This is a genomic window from Lysinibacillus sp. NPDC097287 (assembly GCF_044761695.1).
Lineage (GTDB): Bacteria > Bacillota > Bacilli > Bacillales_A > Planococcaceae > Lysinibacillus.
The window spans coordinates 87914-105753 of the sequence record NZ_JBIWCX010000006.1 but is presented as its reverse complement, the minus strand read 5'-3'; the positions used below and the strand labels follow the sequence as shown (position 1 = coordinate 105753).

13 protein-coding genes and 1 other annotated feature are annotated in these 17840 nt (G+C 39.1%); of the genes, 6 read left to right on the top strand and 7 right to left on the bottom strand.

The window, feature by feature from the left end; translation table 11 throughout:
* Nucleotides 1–370 precede the first annotated feature (370 nt).
* Nucleotides 371–973, top strand: coding sequence for a 30S ribosomal protein S4 (gene rpsD, locus ACIQ2D_RS10660; RefSeq protein ID WP_402863580.1), 603 nt, complete (start codon nucleotides 371–373; stop codon nucleotides 971–973).
* A gap of 179 nt (nucleotides 974–1152) precedes the next feature.
* Here rpsD and ACIQ2D_RS10655 read toward each other — a convergent pair whose 3' ends face one another.
* On the bottom strand, nucleotides 1153–1773 hold the full coding sequence (locus ACIQ2D_RS10655; protein ID WP_402863924.1) for an NAD(P)-dependent oxidoreductase: 621 nt from the start codon (nucleotides 1771–1773) through the stop codon (nucleotides 1153–1155).
* 585 nt (nucleotides 1774–2358) lie between these two features.
* Between ACIQ2D_RS10655 and ACIQ2D_RS10650 the strand changes: the two genes are divergently transcribed.
* Both ACIQ2D_RS10650 and ACIQ2D_RS10645 read left to right on the top strand, forming a co-directional pair.
* The gene (locus ACIQ2D_RS10650) at nucleotides 2359–3564 is read left to right on the top strand and encodes an iron-containing alcohol dehydrogenase (RefSeq protein WP_402863577.1); all 1206 of its coding nucleotides are present in this window, start codon (nucleotides 2359–2361) and stop codon (nucleotides 3562–3564) included.
* Nucleotides 3565–3673: 109 nt separating this feature from the next.
* Nucleotides 3674–4483, top strand: a complete 810-nt coding sequence (locus ACIQ2D_RS10645; RefSeq protein WP_402863574.1) for a cobalamin-binding protein — start codon at nucleotides 3674–3676, stop codon at nucleotides 4481–4483.
* Between the two features lie 290 nt (nucleotides 4484–4773).
* On the opposite strand, the gene tyrS is transcribed toward ACIQ2D_RS10645, so the two are convergent.
* Complete coding sequence (tyrS, locus tag ACIQ2D_RS10640; protein WP_402863572.1) at nucleotides 4774–6042, bottom strand: tyrosine--tRNA ligase; 1269 nt, start codon at nucleotides 6040–6042, stop codon at nucleotides 4774–4776.
* An 86-nt stretch (nucleotides 6043–6128) separates the two neighbouring features.
* Nucleotides 6129–6335 (bottom strand) — a binding site (T-box leader).
* A 103-nt stretch (nucleotides 6336–6438) separates the two neighbouring features.
* On the opposite strand from tyrS, the gene ACIQ2D_RS10635 reads away from it, so the two are divergent.
* Entirely contained in the window at nucleotides 6439–9393 is a 2955-nt protein-coding gene (locus tag ACIQ2D_RS10635; protein ID WP_402863569.1) for a transglycosylase domain-containing protein, read from the top strand.
* Nucleotides 9394–9667: 274 nt separating this feature from the next.
* Nucleotides 9668–10558: an NAD-dependent epimerase/dehydratase family protein gene (locus ACIQ2D_RS10630; RefSeq protein WP_402863567.1), complete on the top strand. Its 891-nt coding sequence runs from the start codon at nucleotides 9668–9670 to the stop codon at nucleotides 10556–10558.
* Nucleotides 10559–10617: 59 nt separating this feature from the next.
* On the opposite strand, the gene ACIQ2D_RS10625 is transcribed toward ACIQ2D_RS10630, so the two are convergent.
* The 5 genes from ACIQ2D_RS10625 to acsA all read right to left on the bottom strand — a co-directional run bounded on the left by ACIQ2D_RS10625 (nucleotide 10618) and on the right by acsA (nucleotide 16843).
* Nucleotides 10618–11748 (bottom strand): acetylornithine transaminase, encoded by a 1131-nt coding sequence (locus tag ACIQ2D_RS10625; RefSeq protein ID WP_402863564.1) that lies wholly within the window; start codon nucleotides 11746–11748, stop codon nucleotides 10618–10620.
* A complete protein-coding gene (gene argB, locus ACIQ2D_RS10620; protein WP_402863561.1) occupies nucleotides 11745–12524 on the bottom strand; it encodes an acetylglutamate kinase in 780 nt (259 codons plus the stop codon). The genes ACIQ2D_RS10625 and argB overlap by 4 nt, the downstream gene beginning before the upstream one ends.
* Complete coding sequence (gene argJ / locus ACIQ2D_RS10615) at nucleotides 12487–13719, bottom strand: bifunctional glutamate N-acetyltransferase/amino-acid acetyltransferase ArgJ (RefSeq protein ID WP_402863558.1); 1233 nt, start codon at nucleotides 13717–13719, stop codon at nucleotides 12487–12489. The genes argB and argJ overlap by 38 nt, the downstream gene beginning before the upstream one ends.
* A 72-nt stretch (nucleotides 13720–13791) precedes the next feature.
* Complete coding sequence (gene argC, locus ACIQ2D_RS10610; RefSeq protein WP_402863555.1) at nucleotides 13792–14826, bottom strand: N-acetyl-gamma-glutamyl-phosphate reductase; 1035 nt, start codon at nucleotides 14824–14826, stop codon at nucleotides 13792–13794.
* A gap of 289 nt (nucleotides 14827–15115) precedes the next feature.
* Nucleotides 15116–16843, bottom strand: a complete 1728-nt coding sequence (acsA, locus tag ACIQ2D_RS10605; RefSeq protein ID WP_402863552.1) for an acetate--CoA ligase — start codon at nucleotides 16841–16843, stop codon at nucleotides 15116–15118.
* Between the two features lie 347 nt (nucleotides 16844–17190).
* Between acsA and ACIQ2D_RS10600 the strand changes: the two genes are divergently transcribed.
* Complete coding sequence (locus tag ACIQ2D_RS10600) at nucleotides 17191–17823, top strand: GNAT family N-acetyltransferase (RefSeq protein ID WP_402863549.1); 633 nt, start codon at nucleotides 17191–17193, stop codon at nucleotides 17821–17823.
* Nucleotides 17824–17840: the final 17 nt, after the last annotated feature.

Sequence of the window (17840 nt, the reverse complement as noted above, 5' to 3'; positions counted from 1 at the left end):
TCTAAAGGACCTTTTCAACTATTTTTCATACAAAATTTTCATTATTTTTCGACTTCAAAATTTATATTAAAAGAACTACCCTTTGCAGAAAAATATCAGTTGTTATAATTGACGTATACGTAATAAAAAGTTACAATGATGGTTGTGTAAAATGAACGCAGCAGTGGTATGATCTTATCATTGTATTTTATTCCTCTATTATACTAAATGTTGTTGAACAATTTCTAAACATCCAATTAATAGATGGTGTATTACGTAACCTAAGGGCTGCATAGGCGAACATACATGAAAATAAAATGCTTATAAGAACGGGTACTACTGGTTTTTGTTTTACAACAAAAAAACCAAATTTAAAGGAGGAGACAACAATATGTCTCGTTATACAGGTCCATCTTGGAAAATTTCACGTCGTCTTGGTATCTCACTAAGCGGTACTGGTAAAGAAATCGAAAAACGCCCTTACGCACCAGGTCAACACGGCCCGAACCAACGTAAAAAATTATCAGAATACGGTTTACAATTACAAGAGAAACAAAAACTTCGTCATATGTATGGTATGACTGAACGTCAATTCCGTACTGTATTTGACCGCGCTGGTAAAATGAAAGGTGTTCACGGTGAAAACTTCATGATCCTTCTTGAAACTCGCCTTGACAACTTAGTTTACCGTTTAGGTTTAGCTCGCACTCGTCGTGGAGCTCGTCAATTAGTAAACCACGGTCACGTTATGGTAGACGGTAAACGCGTTGATATTCCATCATACAGCGTTAAACCAGGTCAAACGATTTCTCTTCGTGAAAAATCTCAAAACCTATCTGTAGTTGGCGAAGCTATCGAAGTAAACAACTTCGTACCTGACTACTTAGCATTTGATGCAGACAAAAAAGAAGGTACATTCACTCGCCTTCCAGAACGTTCTGAACTATCTGCTGAAATCAACGAAGCATTCATCGTAGAATTCTACTCTCGTTAATTTTTTAACGTTAGATTGTTTTGTTTTCTCAAGCCCCGCAACCTTGTTAATCAAGTGTTTGCGGGGTTTTTGCATTATTTGTAGGCTTTTCATTAATTTGAAATTGAAGATAAATTAAACCCTGGCAACATTAAATAATTTTTAAAAAATAGAGTTTATTTTGAAAGTTAATCACGTGTCTAGTAAGCTATTCCGACACGAGATTTCAAAAATTTCGTACTTTTAATTTGCTGATATGTAAATTCCGCAGTATCTCCGACAGTTATTACACTACCACCCTCAGGCAAAAAACTACGTTCTACCCGGTAATTACCCTTACATTCACCATCAGGTAAATATGTAGGACAAACAATCGTCCACTCAACTTCAGAGCGAGTAAGCATCTCAAAAACTCTATGATGTTCTTGTGCGGCGTGTGTTGACTTCCGTTTCGATTCACTTGACTGATAACGCAGTAAACTAGGCGTCACCCTACTTTGTAGAATGCCAGCGGTACCTACTGTTATTATTCGTTTAACATTTTCATTTTTCATCGCTTCTAAAATCAGTTGCATACTTTCAGATAGAGTATTGGTTCCGTCCGTATTTAATGTACTAATAACTATATCAACCCCTGACATCACAGATTCAATGTCATCCTTGTTCAAGACATCACCTTGAATAATATGTAAATTTTTATCATTTACTTGTATTTTATCTGGGGTACGAACTAATACTGTAACAACGTGCTCGTCAGCTAATGCATGTGAAACTATTCGGCTTCCAACCCTACCTGTTGCACCTAAAACTAAGATATCCAGAAGAATCACCTCTTTTTCAAACGATTATAACACATGTGATTTTTTAACTTTCGCCTCAGATAATACAGTGATTGAGCGTTTACAAGAATAAATTAAAGATCTTGTTTAATTAATTTCTCATTTATAACATCCTCCTAAATTTGTTTCTTCAAGAGAACCCTCACTTATCTCAATAAATACAAAATATATAATCCCCCTTTTACTTGTTAACCCAAAGATAGTTTAATGAAAAATCGCTACGTGATGTAAATTGATAATTTTATCATTCAACATCGTATCTTTTCACATATAATTACAATATATAAAAGATTTACACTATCTTTATAGTAGAAAAAAACTATATATATTTTTTTATTTTCATAAAAAAATGATTTCTTGCTATAAATAAATCCGCAATCGCATTTCTATTATAAATTTTGCATAAAATAAAATTAATAACCTTTTAGTACAATAATATCTACTAAAAATTTACATTTTTTTAGTAGAAAATGGTTGCACTTTTACAATAAATAGAATAATATGAATTTCGAAAGGTGATTCATCGCCATTCAAGCAATAACTAACATTGAAAAAGGGGTTGGAAACATGTCAGACGTTCTAAAGCAATTTGTAATGCCGACAACAAACTTATTTGGACCTGGTGCAATTCAAGAAGTTGGTAACCGCTTAAATGATTTAGAAGTGAAAAAGACATTGATCGTAACAGATGAGGGCTTACACAAATTAGGTCTCTCTGAACAAATTGCTAACATCATTACAGCTGCTGGAATTGAAGTTGCAATTTTCCCGAAAGCAGAACCAAATCCAACGGACAAGAACATTGAAGATGGTATCGCGGTGTATCATGCCGAGAACTGTGATTCAATCGTATCACTTGGAGGCGGGAGTGCACACGATGCAGCAAAAGGTATCGGAATTATTGCTTCGAATGGTGGACGCATTCATGATTATGAAGGCGTTGATCAATCGCAAAACCCATTAGTTCCATTAATCGCAGTTAATACGACAGCTGGTACAGCGAGTGAAATGACACGCTTTACAATTATTACAGATACAGCTCGTAGAGTAAAAATGGCGATTGTGGACAAACATGTTACTCCTCTTGTATCTATTAATGATCCAGAGTTAATGATTGGTTTACCACCGGCACTAACAGCAGCAACTGGTTTAGATGCATTAACACATGCAATCGAAGCATTTGTATCAACAAATGCAACACCAATTACAGATGCTTGTGGAGAAAAAGTACTTCAACTAATCCCTGAGTTTTTACCACGCGCTTATGCTAATGGTGCAGACTTAGAAGCACGTGAGCAAATGGTTTATGCTCAATTCTTAGCAGGGATGGCATTCAACAATGCATCTTTAGGTTACGTGCATGCGATTGCCCATCAATTAGGTGGCTTCTATAACTTGCCACACGGTGTATGTAACGCGATTTTACTACCACATGTATGCCGCTTCAACTTAACAGCACGCCAAGAACGCTTTGCTAAAATCGCTGAACTATTAGGCGCAAACATAGAGGGTCTAAGCAAACGCGATGCTGCAGAAAAAGCAATTTCAGTTATCGAAGGTCTATCAAAAGACCTAAACATTCCAAGTGGCTTCCGTGAATTAGGTGCGAAAGACGAAGACATCGAAATTTTAGCTAAAAATGCGATGTTAGATGTTTGCGCAGCTACAAATCCACGAAAAGCTACGCTTGAAGACATTAAACAAATTATCACTAATGCAATGGGACCTGTTGTTGAAGCAGCTAATCAACGCGAAACAGTAACCGTTTCATAGTATTCTAAGCATAAAAACCTTTGGAGATATTATCCTCCAAAGGTTTTTTGATTTGTTTGCATGACTAGTAAAAGCTATACTTTTCTTAAAAAGAATAGAGGAAACAATAATGCGCCTAATCTCAATTTGTCCAAGTAATACAGAACTAGTTGAATATCTTGGCTTAACTGATCACCTTGTCGGTGTCGATGATTTCTCCGATTGGCCTACATCTGTGCAGGATCTGCCGAAACTCGGACCAGACCTGTCCATCGATATGGATGCGCTAGAGTCCCTACAGCCAGATCTTGTGCTCGCATCACTTAGCGTGCCTGGTATGGAGAAAAATATTGCAGCGCTACAGGAAAGGAAAATCCCACATCTCGTCTTTAACGCCAACTCGCTACAGGAAATCGCAGAGGATTTACATACGCTCGGTATTGCCTGTGAAGTCGAAAACCGTGCGAAAGAAATTTCACAAGAATATTTACATTGTATTGAGCAGCTACGCAATATTGCACAAACCATCTCGTATAAACCCACACTTTATTGGGAATGGTGGCCTAATCCGATTTTCACACCCGGGATGACCAATTGGCTCACTGAAATTAGCCATATTGCTGGAGGACGTAATGCATTTCAAGATGTTGAGCTAGCAAGCGTCCAAACGGATTGGTCAGATATCATTAAGCGCAATCCAGATTATATTTTTATGGCATGGGTTGGTGTAGCTTATGAACGCATTAAGCCAGCACATTTATTGAAGCGACCAAATGCTCATGCTCTACGCGCAGTCAAGCATAACCAGCTTCACGTTATGGAAGAATGGCTTTACTGTCGCCCATCCCCACGTCTATTAGAGGGTGCGTTAAAGCTCGCGCAGTTACTCCACCCTGAAAAATATCGCCATATAAAGCTTCCCCATTTTCTAAAACAATAGAAAACGGGCTAATGAAAAATACAAAAATCCGGATCATCACCAAAAGTCAGGGATATCATTTGTTTAAAGAGCCGATTGATTTTAGATTACTGGTTGATTGGAGTGGAGGCCGGGCGAGAGTAGCTGACGGCATTCGCCTTTCGCTACACAAAACAGCTGTTGCCCCATAGCGGCTCATCGGACGCCCCCCGGAAAGCGCCCAGCCGGAACGGAAATCCACCCCACGTTATGGTGATGAGCCAAAAATCCCCTCGAAATGAAAATTCAAGGGGATTTTCGTATTTATAGAATTAGTTGAATTTCACCATATGGTATTTTTTCTTACCACGACGTACAATGCTAAATGCATCCTCAAGACGATCTTTTTCATCTACTGTATATGCAAGGTCTGTTACCTTTTCACCGTTTACACTGATTGCTCCGTTTGTAACATCTTCACGTGCTTGACGTTTAGAAGATGAGATTCCCGCTTCAACAAGTAGATCCACGATGTTTTTACTTTCTTTCACCATTTCAATAGAAGGAACGTCTTTAAAAGCATCTTTCATTTCTTCTGCTGAAAGTGCCTTTAAGTCACCTGAGAATAATGCAGCAGTAATACGGATCGCTTGGTCTAATGCTTCCTGACCATGGATAAGGCGAGTCATTTCTTCTGCAAGTGCTTTTTGTGCTTTACGTAAATGTGGCTCTTCCTCTACAGATACAGCTAACGCTTCAATTTCTTCACGCGTTAAGAATGTGAAGATTTTTAAGTATTTTATAACGTCTGCATCCGCCGCATTAATCCAGAATTGGTAGAATTCATATGGAGATGTTTTCTTACTATCTAACCATACTGCTCCACCAGCTGTTTTACCGAATTTAGTGCCATCAGCTTTTGTTACTAACGGAATTGTAATACCAAATGCTTTTGTTTCTTCTTTATGTGTTTTACGAATTACTTCAAGACCAGTAGTAATGTTACCCCATTGGTCTGATCCACCAACTTGAATACGGCAGTTGTAGTGGTTGTATAAGTGATTGTAGTCAATACCTTGGATTAATGTGTACGCAAATTCAGTAAACGAAATCCCTGTATCCAAACGTGACGCAATTGTATCTTTTGCTAGCATGTAATTGACATTGATTAATTTACCGTAGTCGCGTAAAAATTCGATTGTGTTTATTTCACCAATCCAGTCACGGTTGTTCACTAGCTGTGCACCATTACCATCTTCAGCGAATTCGAAAATACGCTCTAATTGTCCACGAATACCTTGTACATTTTTATCGATTTGTTCTACTGTTTGTAATTGACGCTCTTCAGAACGACCAGATGGATCCCCGATCATTCCTGTTGCACCACCCACAAGTAAGATTGGACGATGCCCTGCTTTTTGGAAACGACGCAGCGTTAAAAGTGGCACGATATGACCAATATGCATAGAGTCCGCAGTTGGGTCAACACCACAGTATAAAGAAACTGATTGTTCTTCTAATAATTTTGCCATACCTTCAGCATCAGTTTGTTGGTACAGCAGGCCACGCCATTCTAAATCTTGTAATAATTCGTTTGTCATCTTAATTCCTCCTAGTAATGTTTGTTATCTGTTACGTGCAAGGGTAATCTCTACAATAAAAAAGTCCCTACACGCAACAAGTTGCATGCAGGGACGTTAAAGTTCACTTAACGCGGTACCACCCGGCTTGAAGATGTCATCCATCTTCCTCTTCATTGACCGCCTTTATCGCAGGCGCGCACGTCTAAGCTCCAAGTACGTAATTCATCTCTACATTATGACTAGCTTTCACCAACCGCTAGCTCTCTAAACAGGGAATATAGAAACTACTTCAAACTTTTCATCACTAGAAAACTATAAACATTATTCTAAACGATTCTATTGCAAAGTCAATATCTATGTTCTAGTCAAAACAAAATATGCTATAATAGACCATGATTTTAGGAGGTCGATTACGTGAAAGATTGGATTGAAAAAATCAACGCAAAGATCGATAAGCTACTCGAACAAAAATGGATGAAGACATTACGTTTTTCAGGCAGTGTGACCTGGAACTTATTTTTACTATTTTTAATCTTTGTACTTGTTGGTGTAGTTTTTGTTGGCTCGGTAGGTGCAGGCTATTTTGCCTCCCTTGTTAAAGATGAGCCTCTTCGTTCGAAAGAAGAGTTACGTGAACTCATTTTCAATTATGAGGAAACGAGTGAAATTTACTTTGCCAATGATATTTACATTGGAAAATTGAGAACAGATTTAGATCGTCGTGAAACTTCACTAGGCTCAGTTTCGCCTTATGTGATTAATGCCGTTCTGGCAACTGAAGATGAGTATTTCCGCGAGCATAAAGGTATTGTGCCGAAAGCAGTGTTTCGAGGACTACTACAAGATGTCACAAACTCTTCGACACAAACAGGTGGCTCAACACTGACTCAACAGCTTATTAAAAACCAAGTGTTAACAAATGAAGTATCCTATGAGCGAAAAGCGAAAGAATTATTACTTGCGATGCGCTTAGAGCATTTCATGACTAAAGAAGAAATTTTAGAAGCCTACCTCAATATTATCCCTTATGGCCGTAATTCATCAGGACGTAATATTGCAGGTATTGAAACTGCAGCAGAGGGAATTTTCGGAGTGAAAGCGAAAGATTTAACACTTCCGCAAGCTGCCTATATCGCTGGTATTCCACAAGCGCCTTATGCATATACACCATTTACGAATACAGGTGTTTTAAAAAGTGAAAAAGCACTACAACCTGGGATTGATCGTATGAAGACGGTTCTATATCGTATGAAGGAAGCTGGGTATATTGATGAAACGCAGTACGAAGCTTCATTAGAATATGATATTACAGCTGATTTCCGTGCACCTGAATTACGTCCGGAAGACAAGTATCCATGGTTAACATATGAACTGGAAAATCGCGCTAAAAAAATCATTGCTGAAATTTTAGCAAAAAAAGATGGAATCGATCCTGAACGATTGAAAACCGAAGAAAAGCTTAATGAAAAATATATGATTTTAGCAGACCGTGATGTACGTTCAAAAGGCTATCGTATTTACTCGACTATCAATAAAGACATGTACGATGCAATGCGTAAAGCAGCGGATAACTTTAAATACTACGGTCATACGTATACTAGTAAAGGAAAAGACCCAGTGACTGGAGAAGAGATTGATATACAAATGCCTGTTCAAGCCGGCAGTATTTTAATCGAAAACAGCACTGGAAGAATTTTAAGCTTCCTTGGCGGTCGTGACTTCCAAACGACTGAATTAAACCATGCAACACAAGCTTATCGTTCAAATGGTTCAACGATGAAACCTTTACTCGTTTATGCACCAGCAATTGAATACGGTACAATTGGTGCAGGTAGCCCAGTAGTAGACGTTAAATTTTCTCTTGGTGGATGGAGCCCAAATAACTATTCCGCTAATGATGAACGTGGACTGATCCCTGCTCGCGAAGCATTAGCAAGCTCACAAAACTTATCTGCATTACGTCTATATCATAGTATTTTAAACAAACGTCCAGCACAGTTTTTAGAAAAAATGGATTTCTCAAAGTTACAGGCCCCTGACTATGAAAACTTATCGACAGGGATTGGAGCTTTAGAAGTTGGAACAACTGTCGAAGAAAATACAAATGCATTTGCAACATTTGCAAATGGTGGGCAGTTTATTGATGCTTATATGATTGAAAAAATTGTAGACCTTGATGGCAATATAATTTATCAACATGAAGTAGAACCTGTTCAAGTATATAGTCCTGAAACATCGTATATCATTACTGATATGATGCGTGATGTATTAAAATCAGGAACAGGGACAGAAGCCAATAGAACATTAAAATTCTCTTCTGATTTCGCTGCGAAAACAGGGACATCTCAAGAATATAAAGATGTTTGGTTTGTTGGCTATAACCCAAATGTTTCACTTGGTGTCTGGATGGGCTATGACAAACCGCGCTCACTTTATACATTTAATAACACGTACCTACAACCAAGTACACGTGTTAATAAATTATGGGGTACATTAATGAATGCTATGTATGATGTAGATGCTGAATTGATTGATGCTAAAACTAGCTTTAAAGCACCGAAAAATGTTGTTACTGCATCATTCTGTGGTATTTCTGGGTTAGCTCCTTCTGCAGCATGCCAAAGTGCTGGACTTGTACGTTCAGATTTATTTAATGCCAGCGTATTTTTACCTTCACAACCAGATGATAGCTTAACTGCATCGAGTGTGGTTACTATCCAAGGTAAAACGTACAATGCACATCCCAATACACCTACAGAATTCGTCAAAATGAGTGGAGCAGGGCTGAACCAAGCCTTTATCAAACGGATGCTTGGTCCACTTGGTGGTAATCCATCAAGTTTACTACCTAAAAACTCATCACTGTCCAAATCATCAGTAGCAGCGGTTGATTTCCCTGCTGATGGAAGTGCACCAGTAGCAGTAAATGCATCTCTTAATGGAAATACGCTATCTTGGACAGGTTCTTCAAATGATGTTGTTGGCTATCGCATTTATAACGTCGCAAATGGAAGTAACACGCTGATCAATTCAGTACTCGAATCGACGCAAAGTGTTACAGTTCCAAGTGGTGGATCATATGTTGTAGTCGCTGTAGATATTACTGGTTTATCATCCGCACAGTCTAATGTTGTAACTAACGCTGAGGTAACAGAACCAGATAATGAGCTAGAAGAAACACCACTACCTCCTACAGATGGTAGTGACTCAAGCGGAGAAAATGGATCTAACAATGGGAATTCAAATGGATCAAATAATGGAAACTCCAATGGGAATAGCAATTCTGGTGGCAATGGCTCCAATGGAGAAAATAATAACGGTGGTGGCGTAGTTCCAACTCCTCCTCCTACCGATGTACCCACCGAATAATTACTAAGTCATTCTCGCGTAAGACGCAGCCGACAAGCTTCCTGCAATCACTTTAGGATTGTAGGAAGCTTGTTTTTTTGTCATGATAGAGAAGACAAAAAATGGCTCATCATCAAAAGTCGGGGATGACATTTGGTAAAAGAGTATAACAATATTAGAATGCTTGTTGATTGGAGTGGAGGCTGGACGCCCCCCGGAAAGCATCCAGCCGGAACGGAAACAAACCCCGAGTCATGGTGAATAGCCCAAAAAAATGTTAGAGGTGGGAAGATGAATGAAAGTTTTAATATTAGGTGGGACACGCTTTTTCGGAAAAAAACTAGTAGAGCTGTGCATTGAAAATGGGCATGAAGTGACAATTTTAACACGTGGTCTAAGCACTAACCCTTTTGACAATCAGGTACAACAGCTTATTGTTGACCGCAACAATACTAAGGCTCTCGCTCAAATACTAGACGGGATGACGTGGGATATTGTCTATGATAATATTTGCTATTCCCCCAATGAAGCTCGTGATCTTGTAGAAATTTTACGAGGTAAAACAAAAAAACTAGTTTTCACCTCAACCCTTGCTACGTATGAGGCAGACGGCGTTATAAAAACAGAAACTGATTTCGATCCATATACGTATGAAATTCGCATGAGCAACAGAGAGGATTTCACATATGGTGAAGGTAAAAAACAAGCTGAAGCTGTCTTCTTTAAACATGCAACATTCCCAGTAGTTACTGTGCGTTTCCCTATCGTCGTTGGTGAGCATGACTACACGCGCCGTCTACATTTCCACGTTGAAAGAATTTTAAATGAGGAGCCCATTTCATTACCAAATGTTGAAGCGAAAATGAGCTTTATTAGAGATGTTGAAGCTGCTGCATTTTTATATTTTGCTGGCGTTTCTGATATTGAAGGTCCATTTAATGCAACAGCAACAGGTGCTATCTCTTTGAAAGATTTACTTGGATTAATTGAAGCAGCAAGTGGTAAGCTAGCGAAGATGGCACTTATCGGTGGGGATGACAACTCTCGTTCACCATATGGTATTCCTGCAGATTGGTATATGGCAACAACTAAAGCCGAAAAAGTAGGCTTTACGTTTAGCCAATTACATGATTGGTTACCTAGTTTAGTGCAAACACTAGTGAAACAAGTACAAAACGAAGCGTAATTAAAAGAGTTCATCCCGTCTTTCATAGACAGATGAACTCTTTTTTAGAAGCATACCTTTTACAGTAAAATTGTTTTCAAAATGGCAACAGCTTCGTCAATTTCTTTTTTTGTCACAGTTAGCGGTGGTAACAAACGAATAACATTTGGCCCTGCACCAACTAATAACAAGCCTTTCTCTTCCGCGGCTGCAATGTAAGTTGCCACTTCTGTGTCTCCACAACCTACACCAAGTAACAAGCCTTGCCCTTGTACTGTATAAGTAGCTGGTAAATGTACTTTTAATTGCTCAACAAAATATGTTGATAACTCTTGGACGTTTTGTAAAAATGTTGGCTCAAAAACATGATTCAGCACTGCTTCAGCTACACTCATTGCAAGTGGATTGCCACCAAAAGTTGTACCATGTGTACCTGGACCAAATGTATCGTAAAACTCAGCTGTACCAAGCATAGCCCCCACAGGGAATCCTCCGCCTAGACCTTTCGCTAATGTCACGATATTTGGCTTTAATACAGTTTGTTCATATGCATAACGAGTACCTGTACGAGCAATACCTGTTTGCACTTCATCAATGATTAGTAGAATGCCCTTATCTTCACAAATAGTAGCAATTGCTTGTGCAAATTCAGGTGTCACCGAATTGACGCCGCCTTCACCTTGAATCATTTCAAGCATGATCGCCGCTACCGAATCATCAATAGCTGCTTCAAGTGGTGCTACATCATTGAATGGCAATATCGTAAATTTATCCACTAGTGGGCCAAAACCGTTATGAATCTTGCCCTGCCCTGTTGCAGACATCGCTCCAAATGTACGCCCATGGAAAGACTTTTCAAAAGTGATGATATGATTTTTCCCTGTATGTTTACGTACTAATTTGATGGCAGCTTCATTCGCTTCCGCCCCACTATTACAGAAAAACGCATGGGAGAAATGTGTTTCAGCCATTAATTTCTCTGCAACCTTCTCTTGCCCTGGACTATCAAATAAATTTGAAATATGCCAAAGCTTCTCACTTTGCTCCTGCAAAGCTTTCACAATCGCTGGATGCGCGTGTCCAAGACTGACAACCGCAATCCCACTCGTAAAATCTAAATATTTTTTTCCTGAAGAATCTTCTACAATTGTCCCTTGACCTTTTACGATTTGCGCACGACGTTTCCCGTAGTTTCCAAATAACGCACTCATCTCACTAGCTCCTCACTTAAAATTGTCGTTCCCACTAGCGTATCTCCGACAATTTGTACTGTTGGGATGCCCGCATTTAAGCAATCCATTGCCCCTTGCACCTTTGGAATCATCCCACCGTAGATATGCCCTTCCTCAATCCACTTTCCAATTAAGGAAGGCGTTACTTCTGTTTGATATTCATCATCAATGCGAATACCTTTAACATCTGTTACAAGTAATAAGCTATCTGCGCCAACAGCAAGTGCAATTTCACTTGCCACTGTGTCGCCATTAATATTTAAAGCTTGACCTTCTGCATTCGCACCCACACAAGCGATAACCGGGACAAGCTTAGCACTAATTAATGCTTCTAGTAACGACGTATTCACCGCTTTTACTTCCCCGACAAAACCATAAACATCCTTGTCTAAAAAGTCAGCAGCAATCAACTGCCCATCAAAACCATTTAAGCCAACTGCTGCTATGCCTGCTGTTGTTAACTCATGCACAAGTGCTGGATTAACCTTCCCGATTAACGTTGACTGTACAATATCAATAGCTACCTCACTCGTAACACGAATACCATTTAATGCATGTGACTCCACTTGACGAGCAGCAAGTTCACGATTAATCGCAGGCCCACCACCATGAGTAATGATGAGCTCCACACCTTCATCTTGCAGCTTTTTAAAATTCACAAAAAACTCCTCATTTAAGCCTTCAAGCGTACTGCCACCCAGCTTAATAACCATACGCTTACGAGCGGTATGATGCGTTGATTTGAACGTAGTCATAAGTTAAGTCACATCCCCAAGCGTGCCCGTGGCCTTCCCCAACGCCAAGTGACACGTAGATTTTTACTTCGTGCATTTTTAAAATTTGAATTAATTCATCTTCAGAGAATTTAATTGGCTCGCCATTTTCAACCATTGTCGCGCCACCAATTTGAATCGTAATTTTATCTGGATCAACAGTAGCACCACTATAACCGACAGCGGCAATAATACGGCCCCAGTTTGCATCACAACCAAATACCGCTGTTTTTACAAGTGGTGACCCTACTACTGTTTTTGCTATTTTACGAGCCTCTTCATCTGAAATAGCACCTTCCACCTCTACCTCAATAAGCTTCGTCGCACCTTCTCCATCTTTCGCAATCATTTTTGCTAAGTCCTGCGAAACTGTTTTTAATGTGTAGTAGAAGTTTTGCCAATCTGGATGTGCTGGCGTTAACGGTTCATTGCCAGCTAACCCATTTGCCATTACAACTACTGTATCATTTGTAGATGTATCGCCATCTACTGTAATAGCATTAAACGTTAGATTCGTAATATCCGATAATGCGGCTTGTAATACGTCTGATTCGATATTTGCATCCGTTGTAATGAAGCCAAGCATTGTTGCCATGTTTGGCTCAATCATACCTGAACCCTTCGCTACACCTGCCATCACCACTTCTTTGCCATCAATAATTGTGCTGTAACTTGTATTTTTCATCACTGTATCAGTTGTCATAATGGCCTGTGCAAAATCAATCGCACTTTCTAAGCTATCTAACGGCTCTAATTGTGCAATTCCGCTTGATACAGGTGCCATGTTTATAATTTCGCCGATGACACCCGTAGAACAAACACCTACTAAATTAGCATCAATGCCTAATTTCTCAGCTGTTAAAAATTGCATTGCCTGAGCATCCTTAACACCTTGTTTCCCTGTACACGCATTAGCATTTCCAGAGTTCACGATCATCGCCTGCATTTTTTTCGTTGTGTAGACAACTTCTTTTGTTACTTTTAGTGGCGCTGCCTGTACAGCATTGGTCGTAAAAACTCCCGCAACACTCGCAGGGACATCACTCACTAATACAGCTAAATCTTTTTTCTTATGCTTTAAGCCACAATGCATACCTGCTGCTTTAAAGCCTTTTGGTGAAACAATATTTTTACTTGATAATTTTTTCATAATATTCGTTGATGCTGTTAATGTCATAATAATACTCCTCCTTGGGTTATATGAGATAAGAGAAGCACACAGCAATTTGCGGCGTGCTTACCAATTTTTTTAGATGAAAAATGGAACGACGTCTAGCCCTGTCGTTTGTGGTAAATCAAATTGAACGTTCATATTTTGAATCGCCTGCCCCGCTGCCCCTTTGACTAAGTTGTCAATGACACTAACGATCGTAGCCCGATTTGTACGGCTATCTACTTTGACAAAAATATCACAATAGTTAGAACCTTTTACACGGTTTGTTGCTAAGCCATTCACATCTGTCACAACTCGAACAAATGGATGTTCCTCATACTTCGCTTGTAAACAAGCAACTAATTGTGCCTCGGTCACTCCTGACATAACTGGTGCATAAGCTGTTGATAAAATACCACGCGTCATCGGCACTAAATGCGTATTAAAAGTAATCGTTGTATCAATACCAGCAAACATAGAAATCGCTTGCTCAATTTCTGGAATATGTTGATGTGTATTCGTTTTATATATTGAAAAATTATCGTTTGCCTCACTGTAATGCGTTGCTTGTGATGGCTTATTTCCCGCGCCAGAAATACCGCTTTTCGCATCAACCACTAAAAAATTCGGATCAATTAATCTTTCTTTTAATAATGGTAACAATGAAAGCAGGACAGCCGTTGGATAACAACCAGGATTCGCGATTAATGGTGCATGCTTTACGTTTTCAGCATTCCATTCTGTTAAACCATAGACACTTTTAGCAATAGCCTCAGCAGGTGCCGCTTCTTTTCCATACCATTGTTCGTAGCTTGCTGGGTCCTTTAATCGGAAATCTCCTGATAAATCAATAAGCTTCGGCCTTTTACCTACAAGTGGTGGTAACAGCTTGCTTGTCACACCTGATGGGGTACTTGTAAAAACTACATCAAATTTCTCTAATGCCTCATAATCGATTTTTTGTAGTGGCGTATCTGCAATATTGATTAGATGCCCAAACTTAGAAGAAAACACAACACCTTCTTCTGAAGATGTAAATAAATCAATTTGCTCCACTACTTTATGATTATGTAAAAAACGAATTAGCTCTAATCCGCCGTATCCTGTTGCGCCAATAATTCCTACTTTCATTGCATTCACCTCAAAAGTAATAAGTTCAAATTCGCCTCACCACCTATAGAAGTGAGAAAGTTCTGCCGAATTAAGTTAAAAATAGTATACTTCTGCATAATTATTAAGTCAACTGTATTTTTATTTAATTTTATTATTTTCTTAATAATCTATCAAAACCATTATTGTTCTCAACGATAAAAACGGTCTACTCTTTCATTTCATGTGAAATCAAAAAATAAGGTAGAAACTCTTTCGTTAAACGAATGAATATCTACCTTATTTTTATAAATTTTTTGTATAAATGAAATTAATCTTCCATTGTAGAAAGGTCACCTGTTGGTAAATCTAGCTCCCAAGCTTTTAACACGCGGCGCATAATTTTACCACTTCTAGTTTTTGGCAACTTCTCTTTAAACTCGATTTCACGTGGTGCTGCATGTGCTGATAAGCCTGTTTTCACGAAGTTACGAATGTCTTCAATTAGTTCATCTGATGGCTCAACATCCTCACGTAATGATACGAACGCTTTTATAATTTCACCACGTACAGGGTCAGGCTTACCAATTACACCCGCTTCAATTACATCTGGATGCTCTAGTAATTTGCTCTCAACCTCGAATGGACCAACACGTTCACCAGCCGTCATAATTACATCATCTACACGGCCTTGGAACCAGAAGTACCCTTCATCGTCCATATAAGCCGAGTCACCAGATACATACCATTCACCTTTTAAGAAATATGATTCATAACGGTCTGGATTACCCCAGATTTGGCGCATCATAGAAGGCCAGCCACGACGTACAGCTAAGTTCCCCATCGTAAATGGCGCTACTTCATTACCCGAATCATCAACAATTGTCGCATGCACACCCGGTAATGGTTTACCCATCGAACCAGGTTTAATGTCCATACTTGGATAGTTACAAATCATATGCGCACCTGTTTCTGTCATCCACCATGTATCATGAATACGATGTCCTAGCTCCTCAAAGCCCCAACGAATTACTTCAGGATTTAATGGCTCTCCAACAGATAATACGTGTCGTAATGAAGAAAGATCATAGTTTTCTAAAATACCGCTACCTGCGCCCATTAGCATACGGAATGCAGTTGGTGCACTATACCAAACCGTTACACTATAGTCTTCTATTGCTTGATACCAAGCTTGTGGAGAGAAACGTCCACCGACAATTAACATTGTAACGCCGTTTAACCACGGACCAAAAATACCATAAGATGTACCAGTTACCCAACCTGGGTCTGCTGTACACCAATAAATATCTTCATCACGTAAGTCAAGTACCCATTGTGTAGACTGATATTGTTGTAACATTGCATTATGAACATGTAGAACGCCCTTTGGTGCACCTGTAGAACCTGAAGTATAGTGAAGAATCATACCATCTTCACGGTCTACCCATTCAATGTCAAACTCCGGTGATGCTTCCTCTAGATGTTTATTGAAATCTAAAATTTGCTCTGACTCTTCGATGTTATCCCCCACAAGGAAAACTCTTTGCAAATTCGGTAATTTGTCTAGTGGCACACGACCGATAAGCTCTGGTGTTGTCACCAATACTTTCGCATTACTATCCGATAAACGGTCATATACTGCGCCTTCCATAAATGCTTCAAATAGCGGTCCTACAATAACACCCATTTTTAATGCGCCTAATAATGAGAAATAAAGCTCAGGAGACCGTGGCATGAAAATAAACATGCGGTCACCTTTTTCTAAATCTGTTGCTGATTTTAAAACATTAGCTGCTTTATTTGTGAATTTTTTCATTTCATTGAATGTATAGGACTCTTTACGTACCCCATCATTATAGTAAAGTGCAACTTTGTTTTTACGGTATGTCTCAGTATGACGGTCAATTGCCTCGTATGCCATATTGACATTTCCTGTCTCGTGCCAGCTAAATGCTTTCTCTGTTTCCGCCCAATCGTGAGTTGCAGCTGCATCCTCATAATTTGGTAAATTGTACTGCTCTGGTAAAGCTCTTAATCTCTCCATTGTTTTCATCCCCATGAAACTACCCCTTTCTTTACATTCGCCTTAACATTTGAAAAAAACATGTCTTCTATCGTCCTCAGTAGGACGTAATCCCCAATAGAACCTGTTTTTTCTGTTAACAGCATTCACGTTATTTCACCATTGTTATAGAACAGCAAAAACAATACGAATCAAGTGTTTACTGAATAATTCTATAAACTCTGTTAAATAACAGATACAATATAAAATCTATTTTACACGAATTCTCACAGAATGTCTCAATGTTTTTATTTTTCTAACAATTTAGTTATATTTCGTAAAATTAAGCGTATTTTCGCATAAAATCCGTTATAATGGAAATATAAAAGTCAGGTGGTGTATATATGGAACATAAAAAAACTTTTTTTTCTGTTACAAAGGAAACAAAGCATGGTACTGTGTATGTGGAAGGACCTGTTTCTCCAGAAAAATTAGCTGAGTATTCATTCCATGAGGACTTAGTTGCATTTAGGCCCCCAAACCAACAACATCAAGCCATCATTGAAATTGCTGGACTTCCAGAGGGACGAATAATTATTATTCGTAAAGACAATATCGTCGTGGGCTATGTCACCTATCTATATCCAGATCCACTTGAAAGATGGTCTGAAGATCCAATCGAAAATATGATTGAGCTTGGTGCTATCGAGGTAATCCCAGCATATAGGGGGACAGGAGCTGGTAAAGCTCTACTAGCCGTTTCATTTATGGGAGACGAAATGGAAGATTATCTTGTACTTACTACAGAATACTATTGGCATTGGGATTTAAAGGGGACGGGCTTAAATGTATGGGACTATAGAAAAATGATGGAACGTATGATGAGTTCTGCTGGCTTCGTGTATTTTGCAACTGATGACCCAGAAATCACATCGCATCCAGCAAACTGCCTGATGGCGCGCGAAGGGAAACGAGTTCTACCCGAAACAATGGAAAGATTCGATAGGCTGCGCTTTAGAAGCAGGTTCATGTATTAAAACCAACACAAAGGGGA